We start from the raw sequence: 15705 nt of genomic DNA, 5'->3' as shown, positions 1-15705 counted from the left end.
ACGTGAAACATTTTGATGTCATCGTCATCGGGGGCGGCCATGCGGGGACTGAAGCTGCCGCAGCCGCGGCGCGTATGGGTGCGCGTACGGCCTTGATCACGCTGGATCGTGAAAAGATCGGGGTGATGTCCTGCAATCCGGCCATCGGTGGATTGGGCAAAGGCCATCTTGTTCGCGAGATTGACGCCCTGGATGGCGTGATGGGTAAGGGTGCGGACCTTGCGGGTATCCAGTTTCGGCTTTTGAACAGGCGAAAGGGCCCTGCTGTTCAGGGGCCCAGGGCACAGACGGATCGAAAGCTCTACCGGAAGGCGGTGCAGGATTTGCTCGGTCGGGAACCGCTTCTGACCGTCGTTGAAGAAGAAGTCACCGACCTGAAAATTTCCGCGGGCCGCCTCGGGGGCGTGGGGCTCGCCAATGGTGAGGTCATTTCCTGCGGCGCGGCGATCCTTACGGCGGGAACTTTTTTGAATGGCCTGATCCATATCGGCGACGCCCGAACCCCCGCTGGTCGGATGGGCGATGCGCCGTCCTTGCGTCTTGCCGCACAGCTTGCCGAGATTGGCATCAGGGGCGGTCGGCTCAAGACCGGAACGCCGCCAAGGCTGGATGGCCGGACAATCGACTGGAGCCGGACTGACCGTCAGGACGGCGACGACGATCCGTCAATGTTTTCGTTCATGAGCATCGGGCCCGTCGTTCGCCAGATCACTTGTGGGATTACCCACACGAACGAAAAGACGCACGACATCGTGCGAGACCATCTCCACCTTTCTGCGATGTATGGCGGCTTTATTGAGGGTGTCGGGCCGCGCTACTGCCCGTCGATCGAAGACAAGGTCGTGCGCTTTGCCGACAAGAGCTCGCATCAGGTCTTCCTTGAGCCTGAAGGGCTTGACGATCATACCATCTATCCGAACGGCATTTCTTCCTCTCTGCCAGTCAGCGTTCAGGAGGCCTATGTTCGATCAATCGTCGGCCTCGAGCAGGTGGCGATCCTGCAGCCGGCCTATGCGATCGAGTACGATTTCTTTGATCCGCGTGGTCTTGGCCAGACCTTGATGACCCAAAGCGTGGACGGGCTCTTCTTCGCGGGTCAGATCAATGGGACCACCGGATATGAAGAGGCGGCCGCCCAGGGCCTGGTTGCCGGTCTTAATGCGGCGGCCATGGTTCTCGGAAAGGAAAAGATCCTCTTTGGCAGGTCAGAAAGCTATATCGGTGTCCTGATTGATGACCTTATCCATCGCGGCGTCACCGAGCCTTACCGGATGTTCACCTCGCGCGCCGAGTTTCGGTTGACCCTCCGTGCTGACAATGCCGATCAACGCCTCACGCCGCTGGGCCTCCAGATCGGCTGCGTCAGGCCTGAGCGGGCGGCGGCTTTTGAGAGAAAGCGGTCAGCGCTCAGCGCGGGGAGGGCGCTTATGGAGGAAAGCCTTCACAGTTCCAAGCAGCTGAATGCCCACGGCATTGCGGTCAATCTCGACAGCGGAAAGCGCAGTTTGTGGAAACTTCTCTCCATGCCCGGTGTCACGAGAGAGCAGATTGCTCAGCTTGATCCCAGGGTTGATGATCTGGACCCGAAAATTCGGACGCAACTGGAGAACGACGCGCTTTATCAGCAGTATCTTGACCGGCAGCGACACGATGTCGAGGCGATGCAGAAGGACGAGAACATTCTGATCCCTGAGGACTTCACTTATAAAGGCATGCCTGGTCTGTCTGCCGAGCTTGCCATCAAGCTTCAGCTTCGGCGACCGGAAACACTGTCGCAGGCGGGCAAGATCGAAGGCATGACGCCGGCGGCGCTGGCCTTGATTCTGGCGCACCTCCGGAAATCCAAACGGTCCGCCCGGCAATGACTCGCGAAGAAAGACTCGGACGTGCCTTGGGGTCAGATCTGGTGGTGTCGAGTCGGCTGGTCCGGCGGCTGGAGCTTCTTGTCGATCTGGTACAAAAGTGGAACCCGACGATCAATGTCGTCGGGCGCTCCACGACCGATCAAATCTGGGAGCGCCATATTCTTGATTCTGTACAACTTTTCAGTTGCGCCGCAGCCAGTCAGAGCCTCTGGCTCGACATAGGAAGCGGCGGTGGATTTCCGGGCCTTGTCATCGCCATCCTGGCGGATGAATTCCTGCCGGATCTGAAGGTGGCCCTGGTGGAAAGCGACAAGCGGAAAGCCGTCTTTCTTTCCGAAGCGGCGCGGCAAATCGGCATCGTCGTCGCTGTGCATGCCTGTCGCACCGAGACCCTGGCGCCTCAAGCTGCGGATGTCGTATCGGCGCGGGCATTGGCTGCCCTTGATGATCTGTGTGGCTATGCCCTGCGTCATCTCAAGGCGTCCGGCATTTGCGCATTCCTCAAGGGCTCGGGGGCCGAGGTTGAAATCGAAGCTGCAAGGAAGGCGTGGCATTTTGAGGTTGACCGCGTCAGCAGCATCACCGACAGCAAGGCTTCCGTGCTGTTTCTGAGGGACTTGCGTCGTGGCTGATCTTCTGGGTGAAAATTCGACCCGAATTCTCGCTGTGGTAAATCAGAAGGGCGGCGTGGGCAAAACCACGACGGCCATCAATCTGGCGGCCGCGCTCGTCGAGGCGGGCGGGCGTGTGCTTGTTGTTGACCTTGATCCGCAGGGAAACGCTTCGACCGGGCTGGGGATCGCTCCCGCACAGAGAATCGTTTCGACTTATGACCTTCTGGTTGAAGAGGCGGCGATTGGCCGTGTCGTTCAGCCGACGGCCATCGAAGGCCTGATGCTGTGCCCGGCCTCGTCCGATCTGTCATCGGCGGATATTCAACTGGTTTCGCGCGAGAAAAGGAGCTTCCTGCTTCACGACGCGCTTCGTCAGCCGGACCTGTCGGAGTTCGGTTTCGACTACATTCTCATCGATTGCCCCCCGTCACTCAATCTCTTGACGGTGAACGGGCTGGTCGCCAGTCACTCCGTCCTGGTGCCTCTGCAGACAGAGTTCTTCGCGCTCGAGGGGCTTTCACAGCTCATGTTGACCATCCGTGAGGTGCGGCAAGCGGCAAATCCTGCGCTTCGGATCGAAGGCGTGCTATTGACGATGCACGACACCCGCAATCGGCTGGCGCAACAGGTGGAAGCAGACGCGCGGGAAGCGCTGGGTGATCTGGTGTTCAAGACAATGATTCCGCGAAATGTTCGGGTCAGCGAGGCGCCGTCCTTTGCCCAGCCGGTCTTGAGCTATGACACGACATCGAAGGGCGCCGAGGCTTACCGTTCGCTTGCGGCAGAGATCTTGGCGCGGCACCCCCTGAGAAGCTGAAAGGAAGTTTGGGCGCATGGAAAAGAAGTCGGAACGTCGGGGCCTCGGGCGCGGGTTGTCTGCGTTGATGGCGGACATCAATCTGACCAACGGTGCTGCGCCGTCGGCATCTGCGAGGCGGCCGGACCTCTTGCTGCCGATCGAAGAGATCGTTCCAAATCCGAACCAGCCGCGTCGAACTTTTGAGCCCGCAGCGCTAAAGGAACTTGCCGATTCGATCCGGCAGAAGGGCATCATTCAGCCCCTGATCGTGCGTCAGATCGCTGACTCTGGAAAATATGAGATTGTCGCAGGAGAGCGGCGTTGGCGGGCAGCGCAGATCGCGCAATTGCACGCCGTTCCGGCCGTCCTGCGGGAATTCTCGGATTCTGAAGTGCTGGAGATCGCGATCATCGAGAACATCCAGCGCGCCGAGCTGAACTCCATTGAGGAGGCGCTGGCGTATCGTCAGTTGATGGATCGATTTGGCCACACCCAGGAAAAGCTGGCCGAGGCGCTTTCAAGAAGCCGAAGCCATATTGCAAACATTCTCAGGCTTTTGAACCTGCCGGACGACGTTCAGTCTATGGTTGCGACGGGCAAACTGTCGGCGGGCCATGCGCGGGCGCTTGTCACCGCGCCGAACGCCGGGGAGCTGGCGCTGAAGGTTGTCGGCAAAGGGCTTTCCGTTCGCGAGACGGAAGATCTGGTTCGAAAGGCGGGGCTGGAGGGGCTGGCGCCCAGGCGCAAGCGCGCGCCCGAGGATAAGGATGCGGACACCCGGGCCCTGGAGAATGACCTCGCTGCCGGGCTGGGCATGGGGGTTCGTATCGATCATGATCATTCCGGGGGTGGCAAGATGACCCTCGCCTATCGATCACTCGACCAGCTGGATCTGCTCTGCAGCGCGCTTTCGGCCGCCGCCATGGATGCAAGCCTCAAGCGCCTCTGAGTGCGTCTGCGCTTGGGTCAGTCGCACAAGTCTCTCAGGACTGCGTTCAGCAGCGGACGTCCGGCGGCCGTGGTGCCTACATGGCCGTCGGACGTCCAGACAAGCCCGAGGGCGATCAGGTCCCGCATCTTGCCTTCGGGGAGTCCTTTGCCCCGCATGACCTCATAGCGGCGCAGGTCGAGGCCTTCCTTGGTTCTCAGTGACATGAGCAGGTACTCTGTCCCCATTTCGTCGGGATCGAGTGTGGCCCTGGACGATTCGCCGCTGCCGAGTTTCAAGGCCCGCTCCAGCCAGACGGCGGGGCTCCGGTGGCTTTCTGTGGCAAATCGAGCCCGCTCCGTGGTGATCCTGCCGTGCGCGCCGGGGCCGACGCCAATGTAATCGCCGCCCCGCCAGTAAATCATGTTGTGCCGGGATTCGGCGCCCGCTTTCGCGTGGTTTGAAACTTCGTAGGGTGGAAGGCCGGCCGCCGACGTCATGTCCTGCGTCAGGTCAAACATGTCGGCGGAGAGCGCCTCGTCCGGCAGTCCCGGCAGGCGGCCGCGCCGCTCTCGTTCGGCAAAGGCAGTGCCGTCCTCAATCGTCAACTGGTAAAGTGAAAGGTGATCGCCGGCCATAGAGATGGCTTCCGACAGCTCGTCCTTCCAGGCGGCTAGCGTCTGGAACTGACGTGCGTAGATGAGATCGAAGTTCACCCGGTCAAACGTCGACCGCGCGATGTCCAGAGCGGTCAGCGCCTCAAGCTTGTTGTGCAATCGGCCAAGGGCCTTGAGAGAAGCATCGTCGAGGGCCTGAACACCCAGCGAAACACGATTCACGCCGGCTTCGCGATAGTCGCGAAAACGCCCGGCTTCGACTGAACTCGGATTTGCCTCAAGCGTCACCTCCAGATCGTTTGACATCGGCCAATTGGCGCGTGCGGTTTGGATGATGTCTGCAATCAGGTCGGGATCCATCAAGGAAGGGGTGCCGCCTCCGATATAGATGGTCTGCAGGACCCGCCCTGAGGTTTCTTCGGCGTAGCGGGCAATTTCGGCGCGGTACGCAGCGCGCCAGTCGCTGACCGCAACAGCCGATGACACATGGCTGTTGAAGTCGCAGTAGGGGCACTTGGCCTGACAAAATGGCCAGTGGACGTAAAGCCCGAAGCCTCCGGGTCGCCAGTCATACATGTTCGCACCAGAATTGGAACGGGATCATCAGTGTTTCACGTGAAACATTTCGCGGCAAACTGCTCAAAGGCCCGCGCCCTGTGGCTGATCGCGTTCTTCTCCGCGGCGCTCATCTCCGCAAAGGTCCGGCTCTGTCCTTCGGGCACAAACATCGGATCATAGCCGTGACCCAGCTCGCCTCTCAGCGGCCAGACCAGATCGCCATCGACATGCGCCTCAAACACCTCATCGCGGCCATCAGGAAATGCAAGAACAAGCGTGCAGCAGAACCGAGCTCTGTAGGGCGGGCCTCCTGCCGTTGCCTTGAGCAGATCCCAGGTCTTCGTCATCGCGTGAAGGAAGTCGCGCCCAGCCGAGGTTTCCGCCCAATCCGCGGTGAAAACCCCGGGCGCACCGCCAAGCGCCTCCACCTCCATGCCGGAATCATCTGCAAGCGCCGGAAGCCCGGTCTGGCTGGCGACATGGTGGGCCTTGAGTCTCGCATTTCCGACGAATGTCGTTTCTGTCTCTTCGGGGGCCTCGACGCCAAAATCAGCGGCGGACTTCACGGCAATCCCGCGCGACGCCAGCAAGGCGCGCATCTCTTCGACCTTACCCTCATTGTGGGTCGCGAGAATCAGGGTATCCCCGAAGCAGCAGGTCAAACCTTTCCCCCCAACGCCTTATTCTGCGCCGCTACCAGCGCTGCGCTGCCAAGCTTCGCCAGCTTGAGCAATTCCATCAACTCATCCTGAGCAAAGCTGTTGCCCTCGGCAGACATCTGAACCTCGATCAGCCGACCTTTGCCCGTCATGACGAAGTTCCCGTCCGTCCCGGCAACTGAATCTTCAGCATAATCCAGGTCAAGAACCGGTTGGCCACCATAGATTCCGCAGGAAATCGCGGCGACATTGTCCAAGATCGGGTCACTGGAAATCGCCCCCGCCTTCAAAAGCCGGTTCACGGCAAGTCGAAGCGCAACCCACCCGCCGGTAATCGACGCGCATCTCGTCCCGCCATCGGCCTGAATCACATCGCAATCAATGACGATCTGTCGCTCTCCCAAGGCCGCCCGATCAATGCCGGCCCTCAGCGATCGTCCGATAAGCCTCTGAATTTCTTGCGTTCTTCCAGATTGCTTCCCGGATGCCGCCTCACGTTTGGTCCGGCTATGCGTTGCCCGAGGCAGCATGCCATACTCGGCCGTCACCCAGCCCAGGCCGGTATTCTTCAGAAACGGCGGCGTCTTTTCTTCCAGCGAAGCCGAACACAGCACATGCGTGCCGCCCATCTTGATCAGGCACGAGCCCTCGGCATGCGCCATTGCGTTGATCTCGATCTGAACTTCGCGCAGTTCATCAAGTTTGCGTGCCGAAGGGCGCATTCTGGCCTCCTGGATGATTTTGCGCCAGATAGTCCCGACCTGTTGCCGGATGCAAGCGCCATTGACGCCGCGCTCCTTGTTTCCATAATCCCCGATCATGGCCGAGAAATCCAACATCCTGTCAGATCTGAACGACCGCTCCCGCGAAGTCTTCCGCAGGGTGGTCGAAAGCTACCTTTCTTCCGGCGATCCGGTCGGCTCCCGCACCCTGACCCGCAGCATGACCGAGCGGCTCTCCGCCGCCACCATCCGCAATGTCATGCAGGACCTCGAGTTTCTCGGCCTCCTCGACAGCCCGCATGTCTCCGCCGGCCGGATCCCGACGCAGCAGGGGCTCCGCCTCTTCGTCGACAGCCTGCTCGAAGTCGGCTCCGTCGCCGCCGAGGATCGCGAAATCATGGATGCCGCCCTGACGTCAGGTGAAAAAGACGTCACCAGCCTTCTCGACCACGTCAGCGCCACGCTTTCCGCGATCACCAATGGCGCCAGCCTCGTGCTGTCACCCAAACAGGACGCCGTCATCCGCCATATCGAGTTTGTCGGCCTTGCCGCAGATCGTGCACTGGTGGTGCTGGTCTTCTCCAACGGCCATGTCGAGAACCGGATGATCACGCCGCCCATCGGCCAGACGCCCGCCTCCATGCGTGAGGCCGCGAACTTTCTCAACGCCATCGCCGAAGGCAAAACGCTCTCCGAGCTGCGTCGGAGCATCGGGCAAGAGATCGCCAGCCGCCGCCAGGAAATCGATTCGCTGGCCCGCGAACTGGTCGAAAGCGGCCTCGCGATCTGGCAAACCAAGGGGGACGAGCCCGAGCGTCTGATCGTCCGCGGCAGAGGGAATCTGCTCGCCGACACCCACGAAACCCAGGACATCGACCGAATCCGCCGGCTCTTCGACGATCTGGAACGCAAGCGCGATATCGCCGAATTCCTCGATCTGGCCGAAAGCGGCGAAGGCGTGCGCATTTTTATCGGGTCCGAGAACAAGCTTTTTTCACTTTCGGGTTCCTCTCTGGTGGTCTCTCCCTATATGAACGCTGATCGACAGATCATCGGCGCCGTCGGTGTCATCGGACCTACCCGGCTCAACTATGGCCGCATCGTTCCGATCGTCGACTATACGGCGCAGTTGGTTGGCAAGCTTCTGTCCGAGCGCGGCAGAGGTTAGCCCCGAACGTGAACAGGCAAGGATAACGACCACCATGGTGCAGGACACCCCGCTGACCGAGGAGCTGAACCTCGAAGAACTCGATGACAACGGCATCTTGGCGAACGAACTTGAAGCCGCCCGTGCCGAGCGTGACGAATTGCGCGATCGCTTCATGCGCGCGCTCGCCGATGCCGAAAATTCCCGCAAGCGCGCCGAGCGTGACCGTCGCGAGGCCGAGCAATACGGCGGCACCAGACTCGCCCGTGACCTGCTGCCCGTCTACGATAACCTCAAGCGCGCGCTCGAGGCCGCCAACGACGATACCCGCGCCCAGGCCGGCGCCCTGATCGAGGGCGTCGAGCTGACCCTGCGCGAACTCACCAGCGTCATGACAAAACACGGCGTTTCGGCAGTTCAGCCGGCAATCGGCGACACCTTTGATCCGCAATCGCACCAAGCCATGTTCGAAGCCCCGGTTCCCGGCACCAAGGCGGGCCAGATCATTCAGGTCATGGCGGTCGGCTTCCTTCTGCACGATCGCCTGCTGCGGCCCGCGCAGGTCGGGGTGTCCTCCAATACCGGCGCCTGACGGACGGTCGTTCCGCAGCGGGCGGCGTCAGCCGCCCGCCCGCGCCAGAATCTCCCGCAACTCGTAAACCAGAGCAAGCGCCTCCTTGGGCGACAGTTCGTCCGGATGAACCGCCTTGAGCCGGTCCTCCACCGCCGAGCTTTTCACGGCCGCGCGCGGTGCCGGAGGCGCCGCCATGGTCCGGAACAGCGGCAGGTCATCAATCAGCGCCTTCTGCCGCCCCGCGCCTTCACGTTCCCCGGATTCCAGCGCCTCCAGCACGGCCCGCGCCCGTTCGATCACCACCGCCGGCAACCCGGCCAGCCGCGCCACCTGCACCCCATAGCTGCGGTCGGCGGCCCCCTTCCTGACCTCATGCAGAAAGATCAGCTCGCCCTCCCATTCCTTGACGGCGACGGTCGCGTTCTCCACGCCGTCCAGTTTGCCGGCCAGACTGGTCATCTCATGGTAATGCGTCGCAAAAAGCGCCCGGCACCGGTTCGCGGCATGCAGATGCTCCAGCGTCGCCCAGGCAATCGACAACCCGTCATAGGTCGCCGTGCCGCGACCGATCTCGTCCAGAATGACCAGCGCCCGGTCGTCCGCCTGATTGAGAATGGCCGCCGTTTCCACCATCTCCACCATGAAGGTCGACCGGCCCCGCGCCAGATCGTCGCTGGCGCCCACGCGGCTGAACAGCTGGCTGACCAGCCCGACATGCGCCTCGCGCGCCGGAACGAAGCTCCCGGCCTGCGCCAGAAGCGCAATCAGTGCATTTTGCCGCAGAAATGTCGATTTCCCGGCCATGTTCGGCCCGGTCAAAAGCCAGATCGCAGGCGTCCGTTCCTCGGTCAAGGCGCAGTCATTGGCCACAAATGGCCCCGCTCCCTGCCGGCGCAACGCCCGCTCCACCACCGGATGCCGCCCGCCCGTGACCTCAAAGGCGTGGCTGGCGTCCACGACGGGCTCCACCCAATCTTCCAGGATCGCCAGATCCGCCAAAGCGCTCGCCAGATCAATCTCCGCCAACGCCCGCGCCGCCGCGCCGATCGCGCCGGACTGATCCAGGACTGCGGCCCTGAACGCCTCATAGTGACGCTTCTCGATCTCGACCGCATGATTTCCCGCATTCAGGATCCGCGTCTCGATCTCGCTCAGGGGCAAAGTGGTAAAGCGCACCTGATTGGCCGTGGTCTGGCGGTGAATAAACGTCTCCGACAAGGGCGGCGCGAACATCCTCTCGGCATGGGTCGTGGTCGTCTCGATGAAATAGCCCAGCACGTTGTTGTGCTTGATCTTCAGGCTCTGCACCCCGGTCTGCGCGATGTAATCGACCTGCATGGCGGCAATCACGCCGCGCCCCTCATCCCGCAGGCGACGCGTCTCGTCCAGATCCGCATCAAAGCCCGTCGCCACAAAGCCGCCGTCGCGCACCATGAGCGGCGGTTCGGCGACCAGAGCCTCGTCCAGAAGCCCGGTCAGCCGCTCATGGCCGACCAGCGCCCGCGCCGCCGTCGCGAGGAGCGGCGGCACGCCGACGACGAGCATTTCGGAGATCTTCAGCGCCCCCTCCAGCCCCGCGCGGATCGCCGTCAGATCCCGCGGCCCGCCGCGATCCAGCGCCAGCCGCGACAAGGCCCGGTCCATGTCTGGCACCCGCCGCAACTCGACCCGCAGCGCCTCTCGCAGGGCCGAGGCCTCCTTCAGACACCGCACCGTCTCCAGCCGCGCCCCGATTACCGCCAGATCGCGCGACGGTCCCGAGAGCCGCCGCTCCAGAAGCCGCGCGCCCGCCGCCGTCACCGTCCGGTCCACCGCCGCCAAAAGCGAACCGTCCCGCCCTCCCGAAAGCGCCTGCGTGATTTCCAGATTCCGCCGGGTCGAGGCATCGATCTGCATCAACCCGCCCACCGCTTCCCGCATCGGCGGGCGCAAAAGCGGCAGCTTGCCGCGCTGCGTCAGGTCCAGATACTCGACCAAAGCCCCCATGGCCGAAATCTCGGCCCGGTCAAACGCGCCAAAGGCATCCAGCGACGCCACTTCAAACAGCCCGCAAAGCCGCTTCTCGGCGCTCGTGGAATCGAACGTCCCCCGGGCCAGCGCGGTCACGGCAGCCCCCGCCTCCTCGATCAGCGCCTGCAAATCGCGCTCCCGGGCTTCGCTGACCAGCACTTCGCGCGGCGCCAGCCGCGCCAGTTCCGGCGCCAGCCGCACCTGCGGACAGGCCATAACCCGCAATTCCCCGGTGGAAATATCGGCCCAGGCCAGCGCCGCCTCGTCCCGCACCTCGGCCCAAGCCGCAAGGTAATTGTGCCGCCGCGCCTCCAGCAGTGAATCCTCGGTCAGCGTGCCCGGCGTCACCAGCCGTACCACGTCGCGCCTGACCACCGATTTCGACCCGCGCTTCCTGGCCTCCGCCGGATCCTCCATCTGCTCGGCAATCGCCACCCGGAACCCCTTGCGGATCAGCGCCAGCAGATAGCCCTCGGCGGCATGCACCGGCACGCCGCACATCTGGATCGGCTCGCCCAGATGAAAGCCGCGCTTGGTCAGCGCAATGTCCAGCGCCTCGGCCGCCGCGACCGCATCGTCAAAGAACATCTCGTAGAAATCGCCCATCCGGTAGAACAGGAGCGCGCCCGGATTGCGCGCCTTGATCTCCAGATATTGCGCCATCATCGGCGTGACGCTGTCGTCGCTCACATTCATTCCCCCACCAGTCGAAAGACCCTACAAAAGCCGCCCCGTGGCGAAAAGCCCGAATAGAGCGACTAGGCAGAGGCGATTTGCGACGCTAAGACCCGAAAGATTGCAGAAGGATGGCCCCCTGATGACCAAGACCAAGATCACCCCGGAAGAGGCACTCGCCTATCACCTCGAACCGCGCCCCGGCAAATATGACGTGGTCGCCTCAACCCCGATGGCAACCCAGCGCGACCTGTCGCTGGCCTATTCCCCCGGCGTCGCGGTTCCGGTTCAGGCCATCGCCGACAATCCGGCCACCGCCTATGACTATACCGTCAAGGGCAACATGGTGGCAGTGATCTCCAACGGCACCGCAATCCTCGGCATGGGCAATCTCGGCGCGCTGGCGTCAAAGCCGGTGATGGAGGGCAAGGCGGTGCTGTTCAAGCGCTTTGCCGACGTCAACGCCATCGACATCGAGCTGGATACCGAAGACCCCGAGGAAATCATCAAGGCCGTCTCGCTGATGGGCCCGACCTTCGGCGGCATCAACCTTGAAGACATCAAGGCGCCGGAATGCTTCATCATCGAGCAGCGCCTGAAGGAAATCATGGACATCCCGGTGTTCCACGACGACCAGCACGGCACGGCGGTGATCTGCGCGGCGGGCCTCATCAACGCCCTCGAAATCTCGGGCAAGAAGATCGAGAACTGCAAGATTGTCCTGAACGGGGCAGGGGCTGCCGGCATCGCCTGCCTTGAGCTCATCAAGACCATGGGCGCCCGCCACGACAACTGCCTGATGTGCGACACCAAAGGCGTGATCTGGCAGGGCCGCACCGAAGGCATGAACCAGTGGAAATCGGCGCATGCCGCCAATACCGACGCCCGCACGCTGGAAGACGCAATGCGGGGCGCCGACGTCTTCCTCGGCGTCTCGGCCAAAGGCGCGGTCACGCCCGCGATGGTCGCCTCGATGGCCGACAACCCGGTGATCTTCGCCATGGCCAACCCGGACCCGGAAATCACCCCGGAGGAGGCCCATGCGGTGCGGCCCGATGCCATCGTGGCAACGGGGCGCTCCGACTATGCCAATCAGGTCAACAACGTCCTCGGCTTCCCCTATCTCTTCCGCGGTGCGCTCGACATTCACGCCCGCGCCATTAATGACGAAATGAAGATCGCCTGCGCCAAGGCACTCGCCAAATTGGCGCGCGAGGACGTGCCGGACGAGGTCGCCATGGCCTATGGCCGCAAGCTCTCGTTCGGGCGCGACTACATCATCCCCACCCCCTTCGATCCCCGGCTGATCTATGTGATCCCCCCTGCCGTCGCCAAGGCCGGGATGGATACCGGCGTCGCCCGCCGGCCGATCGTCGACCTCAAGGGCTATGAGCAAAGCCTGAAAGCCCGGATGGACCCGACCGCCAGCATCCTGCAAGGCATCCATGCCCGCGCGCGGCAGGCACAGGCGCGGATGATCTTTGCCGAGGGCGATGATCCGCGCGTGCTGCGCGCCGCCGTCGCCTATCAGCGCGCCGGGCTGGGCAAGGCCTTGGTCGTGGGACGCGAGGCGGATGTGCGTGAAAAGCTGGAGGCGTCCGGCCTGGCCGATGCCGTGCGCGAGCTGGAGATCGTCAACGCAGCCAATTCGCGCCACCTCGACCAGTACAAGGACTTCCTCTATCAGCGCCTGCAACGTCAGGGCTTTGACCGCCACGACGTCCACCGCCTTGCCGCCCGTGACCGCCATGTGTTTTCGGCGCTGATGCTGCAACACGGCCATGGCGACGGGCTGGTTACCGGGGCCACCCGGAAATCGGCGCATGTGCTCAGCCTCATCAACCACGTCTTCGACGCCAAGGCGTCAGACGGGGCTGTCGGCGTAACGGCGGTTCTGCACAAGGGCCGCATCGTGCTGATCGCCGACACTCTGGTGCAGGAATGGCCCGAGCCGGAAGACCTCGCCACCATTGCCATTCGTGCCGCCGGCGTGGCGCGCAATCTGGGCCTCGATCCCCGCGTAGCCTTCGTCTCCTTCTCGACCTTCGGCTATCCGGTATCAGAACGCGCCACCAAGATGCACGAAGCCCCCAAGGTGCTCGACGGCAGGAAGGTCGATTTCGAATACGAAGGCGAGATGACCGTCGATGTGGCGCTGAACCCCGATGTCATGGCGCAATATCCGTTCTGCCGCCTGTCGGGCCCGGCGAATGTCCTTGTGGTGCCGGCCCGCCACTCTGCCTCGATCTCGGTCAAGCTGATGCAGGAAATGGCCGGCGCCACCGTCATCGGTCCGATCCTGACCGGGGTGAAGAAGCCGATCCAGATCTGCTCCACCAATTCGACGGTGAATGACATCCTGAACATGGCCGTCATGGCGGCCTGCAAGATGGGCTGAGGCAGGTTCAGACCTTGGGCGGGCGTTCGGCGCCCGTCCGCTAGCCGAGCGTCGAGCGTTGGCCGACCGGCGATTTGCCGAAATGGCCCCGATAGACCTTGGAAAAATGCGAGGTTGACCGAAAGCCGCAGGCCATGGCGATCTCGGTCACCGACTGTTCGCTTTGCACCAGCAGATTGCGGGCCCGGTTCAGGCGCATCTCCATGTAATAATGCTTCGGCGTCGAATTCAGGAACCGGCCGAACAGCCGTTCAAGCTGTCGGGTCGAGATTCCCAATTCTTCCGCGATCAGGCTGGGCGAAAGCGGCTCTTCGATGTTGGCTTCCATGATGGCAATTGCCCGCATCAGATGGGCGTTGCGCATCCCGTGCCGCGACTGCAGCGAAACGCGCTGGGCGGCACTGCCTTCGCGCACCGCATTGTAGACCATCTGATCCGCGACCTCGGTAGCAAGGTCGTTGCCGTGCTGGCGGCCGATGAGATGCAGCATCAGGTCAGCCGCAGCCGTCCCGCCCGAGGCGGTGATGATCTTTTCTCGGGCAACAAAGACGTTGCGCACCAGACGGACCTCGGGAAACTCTTCAAGGAACAAATCGTGGTAGGCCCAATGCACGGCGGTCTCCACACCATCGAGAAACCCGGCCTTCGCCAGCAGATAGGCCCCCGAACAGATCGCCCCGAGCGGGGTTCCCGCCGCGCGCTCGCGCCGCAGATAGGTCAGGATCTGCGGCGTAGTGTTGGCCTGCATGTTGATGCCCGAGATCACGAACAGACGGTCGGCATGGCGCACCGGCTCCATGCCGGCCTGCACCAGCGTCACCGAGCCGTTCGAGCAGGTCGCGGTCTGGCCGTCCTCGCTGGCCAGCGACCAGCTGTAAAGCGGCTTTCCGGCCACCAGATTGGCGATCCGCAACGGCTCCAGCGCGCAGGAAAAGGCGAGGTGCGAGAACTCTTTCAGCAGGAAAAACACGAAATGCGTCGTGACAGGGGCGCCCGTCTTGGAGGCGGCCTTGCCCGTCGCTTTTGCTGCCGAACTGCGTTCCATCTCTCGCCCGCCGATTTGCAAAAGGGGGCGCGCGCATGGCGCACCCCCCCAGGTTGGTCTTGCCGGGCGCGTCAGACGCGCGCCTCGACTCGCTCAGTTCGCGGCGTCGCGGGCAGCAGCCAGCCAGGCGTCATATTCGGCCTGATGGGCGGCGATCCAGTCGGTCGCGTGCTTGTCGATGGCTTCCTGGGTGTTCTCGCCATCAGCGATCAGCTTGTTTTCGGCCGAAATGTCGTTGATGTCCAGCTTGGCGACCTCAAAGAGCTTCGCGGCGGCCGGGTTGGCGGCGAGGAAGTCATTGCGGGCGACGACACCGATGTTGTCGACGGCAAAGCCAAGGTTCTTGCCGTTGAATTCGGTGTTGCCGGTGGCGCCGTCGGGCAGGGCGGTGAAGGGCACGCTCAGCCATTCCACGTCACGGCCGGGGACCAGCGCGCCCGACACCCAGTAGGGGGTCCAGGTATAGTAAAGGATCGGCTGGCCGTTCTGGTTGCGCGCCATCACGTCGGCGATCATCGCCTGATAGGCGCCCTGGTTGTGGGTGACGGTGTCGCGCAGCTTGTAAGCGTCCAGCGCGGTTTCGATCACCCGCTCGCAGCCCCAGCCAGGGATGCAGCCGGCGAGATCGGCCTTGCCGTCACCATCAGCGTCGAACTTGGCGGCCACGGCCGGGTCGGCCAGCATGCCCAGATCGGTGACGCCGCTGTCATAGGTGGCCTTGTCGATCAGATAGCCTTGCAGCGCGCCTTCGATATAGGTGCCGACCTTGGTCAGAACCGCTTCGCCGCCGGCTTCCTGGAAGAAGGCGTCATGCAGGGTGTGCCAGGACACGGCGGTGAAATCGGCGTCGCCGGTGCCCAGCGCGAGGTGGATGGTCTGGTACTCGGCCTCGTTGGCGTCGGCCACGGTGTAGCCAAGATCGCTCAGTGCGTGGAACAGGATCTTGTGCTGGAAATGCTCCTCGATCTGCGTCGGCAGGATCGGGCGGACGGTCACGCCCTCACCGGGCTTTTCATTGGCAAAGGCCGGGATGGCCAGCACGAGCGCAAGCGCGGTGCCAAGGGTAAAATGTTTCATGGGTTGTCTCCTCCGGT

At 62.9% G+C, this 15705-nt stretch carries 13 protein-coding genes; 7 read left to right on the top strand and 6 right to left on the bottom strand.

Annotated features, from left to right (window positions below; all coding sequences use genetic code 11):
• Nucleotides 1-2: 2 nt before the first annotated feature.
• Genes mnmG through G4Z14_RS08345 form a run of 4 tightly spaced genes read left to right on the top strand, consistent with a single transcriptional unit; the run spans nt 3 to nt 4227 of the window.
• Nucleotides 3-1865, top strand: coding sequence for a tRNA uridine-5-carboxymethylaminomethyl(34) synthesis enzyme MnmG (mnmG, locus tag G4Z14_RS08360; RefSeq protein ID WP_164624597.1), 1863 nt, complete (start codon nt 3-5; stop codon nt 1863-1865).
• The gene (gene rsmG / locus G4Z14_RS08355; RefSeq protein WP_164624595.1) at nt 1862-2497 is read left to right on the top strand and encodes a 16S rRNA (guanine(527)-N(7))-methyltransferase RsmG; all 636 of its coding nucleotides are present in this window, start codon (nt 1862-1864) and stop codon (nt 2495-2497) included. The genes mnmG and rsmG overlap by 4 nt, the downstream gene beginning before the upstream one ends.
• A complete protein-coding gene (locus G4Z14_RS08350; protein WP_164624593.1) occupies nt 2490-3296 on the top strand; it encodes a ParA family protein in 807 nt (268 codons plus the stop codon). The genes rsmG and G4Z14_RS08350 overlap by 8 nt, the downstream gene beginning before the upstream one ends.
• 16 nt (nt 3297-3312) lie before the next feature.
• The gene (locus G4Z14_RS08345) at nt 3313-4227 is read left to right on the top strand and encodes a ParB/RepB/Spo0J family partition protein (RefSeq protein ID WP_164624591.1); all 915 of its coding nucleotides are present in this window, start codon (nt 3313-3315) and stop codon (nt 4225-4227) included.
• A gap of 17 nt (nt 4228-4244) precedes the next feature.
• On the opposite strand, the gene hemW is transcribed toward G4Z14_RS08345, so the two are convergent.
• Genes hemW through rph form a run of 3 tightly spaced genes read right to left on the bottom strand, consistent with a single transcriptional unit; the run spans nt 4245 to nt 6762 of the window.
• Nucleotides 4245-5399, bottom strand: a complete 1155-nt coding sequence (hemW, locus tag G4Z14_RS08340) for a radical SAM family heme chaperone HemW (RefSeq protein ID WP_164624589.1) — start codon at nt 5397-5399, stop codon at nt 4245-4247.
• Between the two features lie 35 nt (nt 5400-5434).
• Nucleotides 5435-6043 carry an RdgB/HAM1 family non-canonical purine NTP pyrophosphatase gene (gene rdgB, locus G4Z14_RS08335; RefSeq protein WP_164624587.1) on the bottom strand — a complete coding sequence of 203 codons (609 nt, stop codon included), beginning with the start codon at nt 6041-6043 and terminating at the stop codon, nt 5435-5437.
• Nucleotides 6040-6762 carry a ribonuclease PH gene (gene rph, locus G4Z14_RS08330; protein ID WP_164624726.1) on the bottom strand — a complete coding sequence of 241 codons (723 nt, stop codon included), beginning with the start codon at nt 6760-6762 and terminating at the stop codon, nt 6040-6042. Before rph ends, rdgB begins: the two co-directional genes overlap by 4 nt.
• Nucleotides 6763-6859: 97 nt before the next feature.
• Between rph and hrcA the strand changes: the two genes are divergently transcribed.
• Nucleotides 6860-7930, top strand: a complete 1071-nt coding sequence (hrcA, locus tag G4Z14_RS08325) for a heat-inducible transcriptional repressor HrcA (protein WP_164624585.1) — start codon at nt 6860-6862, stop codon at nt 7928-7930.
• 34 nt (nt 7931-7964) lie between these two features.
• Nucleotides 7965-8501 (top strand): nucleotide exchange factor GrpE, encoded by a 537-nt coding sequence (locus G4Z14_RS08320; RefSeq protein WP_164624583.1) that lies wholly within the window; start codon nt 7965-7967, stop codon nt 8499-8501.
• 27 nt (nt 8502-8528) lie between these two features.
• Here G4Z14_RS08320 and mutS read toward each other — a convergent pair whose 3' ends face one another.
• On the bottom strand, nt 8529-11189 hold the full coding sequence (gene mutS / locus G4Z14_RS08315; RefSeq protein WP_227751597.1) for a DNA mismatch repair protein MutS: 2661 nt from the start codon (nt 11187-11189) through the stop codon (nt 8529-8531).
• A 121-nt stretch (nt 11190-11310) separates the two neighbouring features.
• Between mutS and G4Z14_RS08310 the strand changes: the two genes are divergently transcribed.
• Nucleotides 11311-13566 (top strand): NADP-dependent malic enzyme, encoded by a 2256-nt coding sequence (locus G4Z14_RS08310; protein WP_164624581.1) that lies wholly within the window; start codon nt 11311-11313, stop codon nt 13564-13566.
• Between the two features lie 40 nt (nt 13567-13606).
• Here the strand turns inward: G4Z14_RS08310 and G4Z14_RS08305 are convergent, their stop codons facing one another.
• Together G4Z14_RS08305 and proX are read right to left on the bottom strand one after the other, a co-directional pair.
• On the bottom strand, nt 13607-14611 hold the full coding sequence (locus tag G4Z14_RS08305) for a GlxA family transcriptional regulator (protein ID WP_164624579.1): 1005 nt from the start codon (nt 14609-14611) through the stop codon (nt 13607-13609).
• Nucleotides 14612-14704: 93 nt separating this feature from the next.
• The gene (proX, locus tag G4Z14_RS08300; RefSeq protein WP_164624577.1) at nt 14705-15688 is read right to left on the bottom strand and encodes a glycine betaine/L-proline ABC transporter substrate-binding protein ProX; all 984 of its coding nucleotides are present in this window, start codon (nt 15686-15688) and stop codon (nt 14705-14707) included.
• Nucleotides 15689-15705: the final 17 nt, after the last annotated feature.

Origin of the sequence: Tabrizicola oligotrophica, assembly GCF_011008935.1 — a bacterium.
GTDB classification, from domain to species: Bacteria; Pseudomonadota; Alphaproteobacteria; order Rhodobacterales; family Rhodobacteraceae; genus Tabrizicola_A; species Tabrizicola_A oligotrophica.
This window is presented reverse-complemented; position numbering and strand designations above follow the sequence as displayed.

Bases quoted from the DNA above. Each gene is read 5' to 3' on its own strand.
- rsmG (WP_164624595.1), top strand. From the start codon at position 1,862: ATGACTCGCGAAGAAAGACTCGGACGTGCCTTGGGGTCAGATCTGGTG.
- G4Z14_RS08345 (WP_164624591.1), top strand. From the start codon at position 3,313: ATGGAAAAGAAGTCGGAACGTCGGGGCCTCGGGCGCGGGTTGTCTGCG.
- hemW (WP_164624589.1), bottom strand. From the start codon at position 5,399: ATGTATGACTGGCGACCCGGAGGCTTCGGGCTTTACGTCCACTGGCCA.
- rph (WP_164624726.1), bottom strand. From the start codon at position 6,762: ATGCGCCCTTCGGCACGCAAACTTGATGAACTGCGCGAAGTTCAGATC.
- hrcA (WP_164624585.1), top strand. From the start codon at position 6,860: ATGGCCGAGAAATCCAACATCCTGTCAGATCTGAACGACCGCTCCCGC.
- G4Z14_RS08320 (WP_164624583.1), top strand. From the start codon at position 7,965: ATGGTGCAGGACACCCCGCTGACCGAGGAGCTGAACCTCGAAGAACTC.
- mutS (WP_227751597.1), bottom strand. From the start codon at position 11,189: ATGAATGTGAGCGACGACAGCGTCACGCCGATGATGGCGCAATATCTG.
- G4Z14_RS08310 (WP_164624581.1), top strand. From the start codon at position 11,311: ATGACCAAGACCAAGATCACCCCGGAAGAGGCACTCGCCTATCACCTC.
- G4Z14_RS08305 (WP_164624579.1), bottom strand. From the start codon at position 14,611: ATGGAACGCAGTTCGGCAGCAAAAGCGACGGGCAAGGCCGCCTCCAAG.
- proX (WP_164624577.1), bottom strand. From the start codon at position 15,688: ATGAAACATTTTACCCTTGGCACCGCGCTTGCGCTCGTGCTGGCCATC.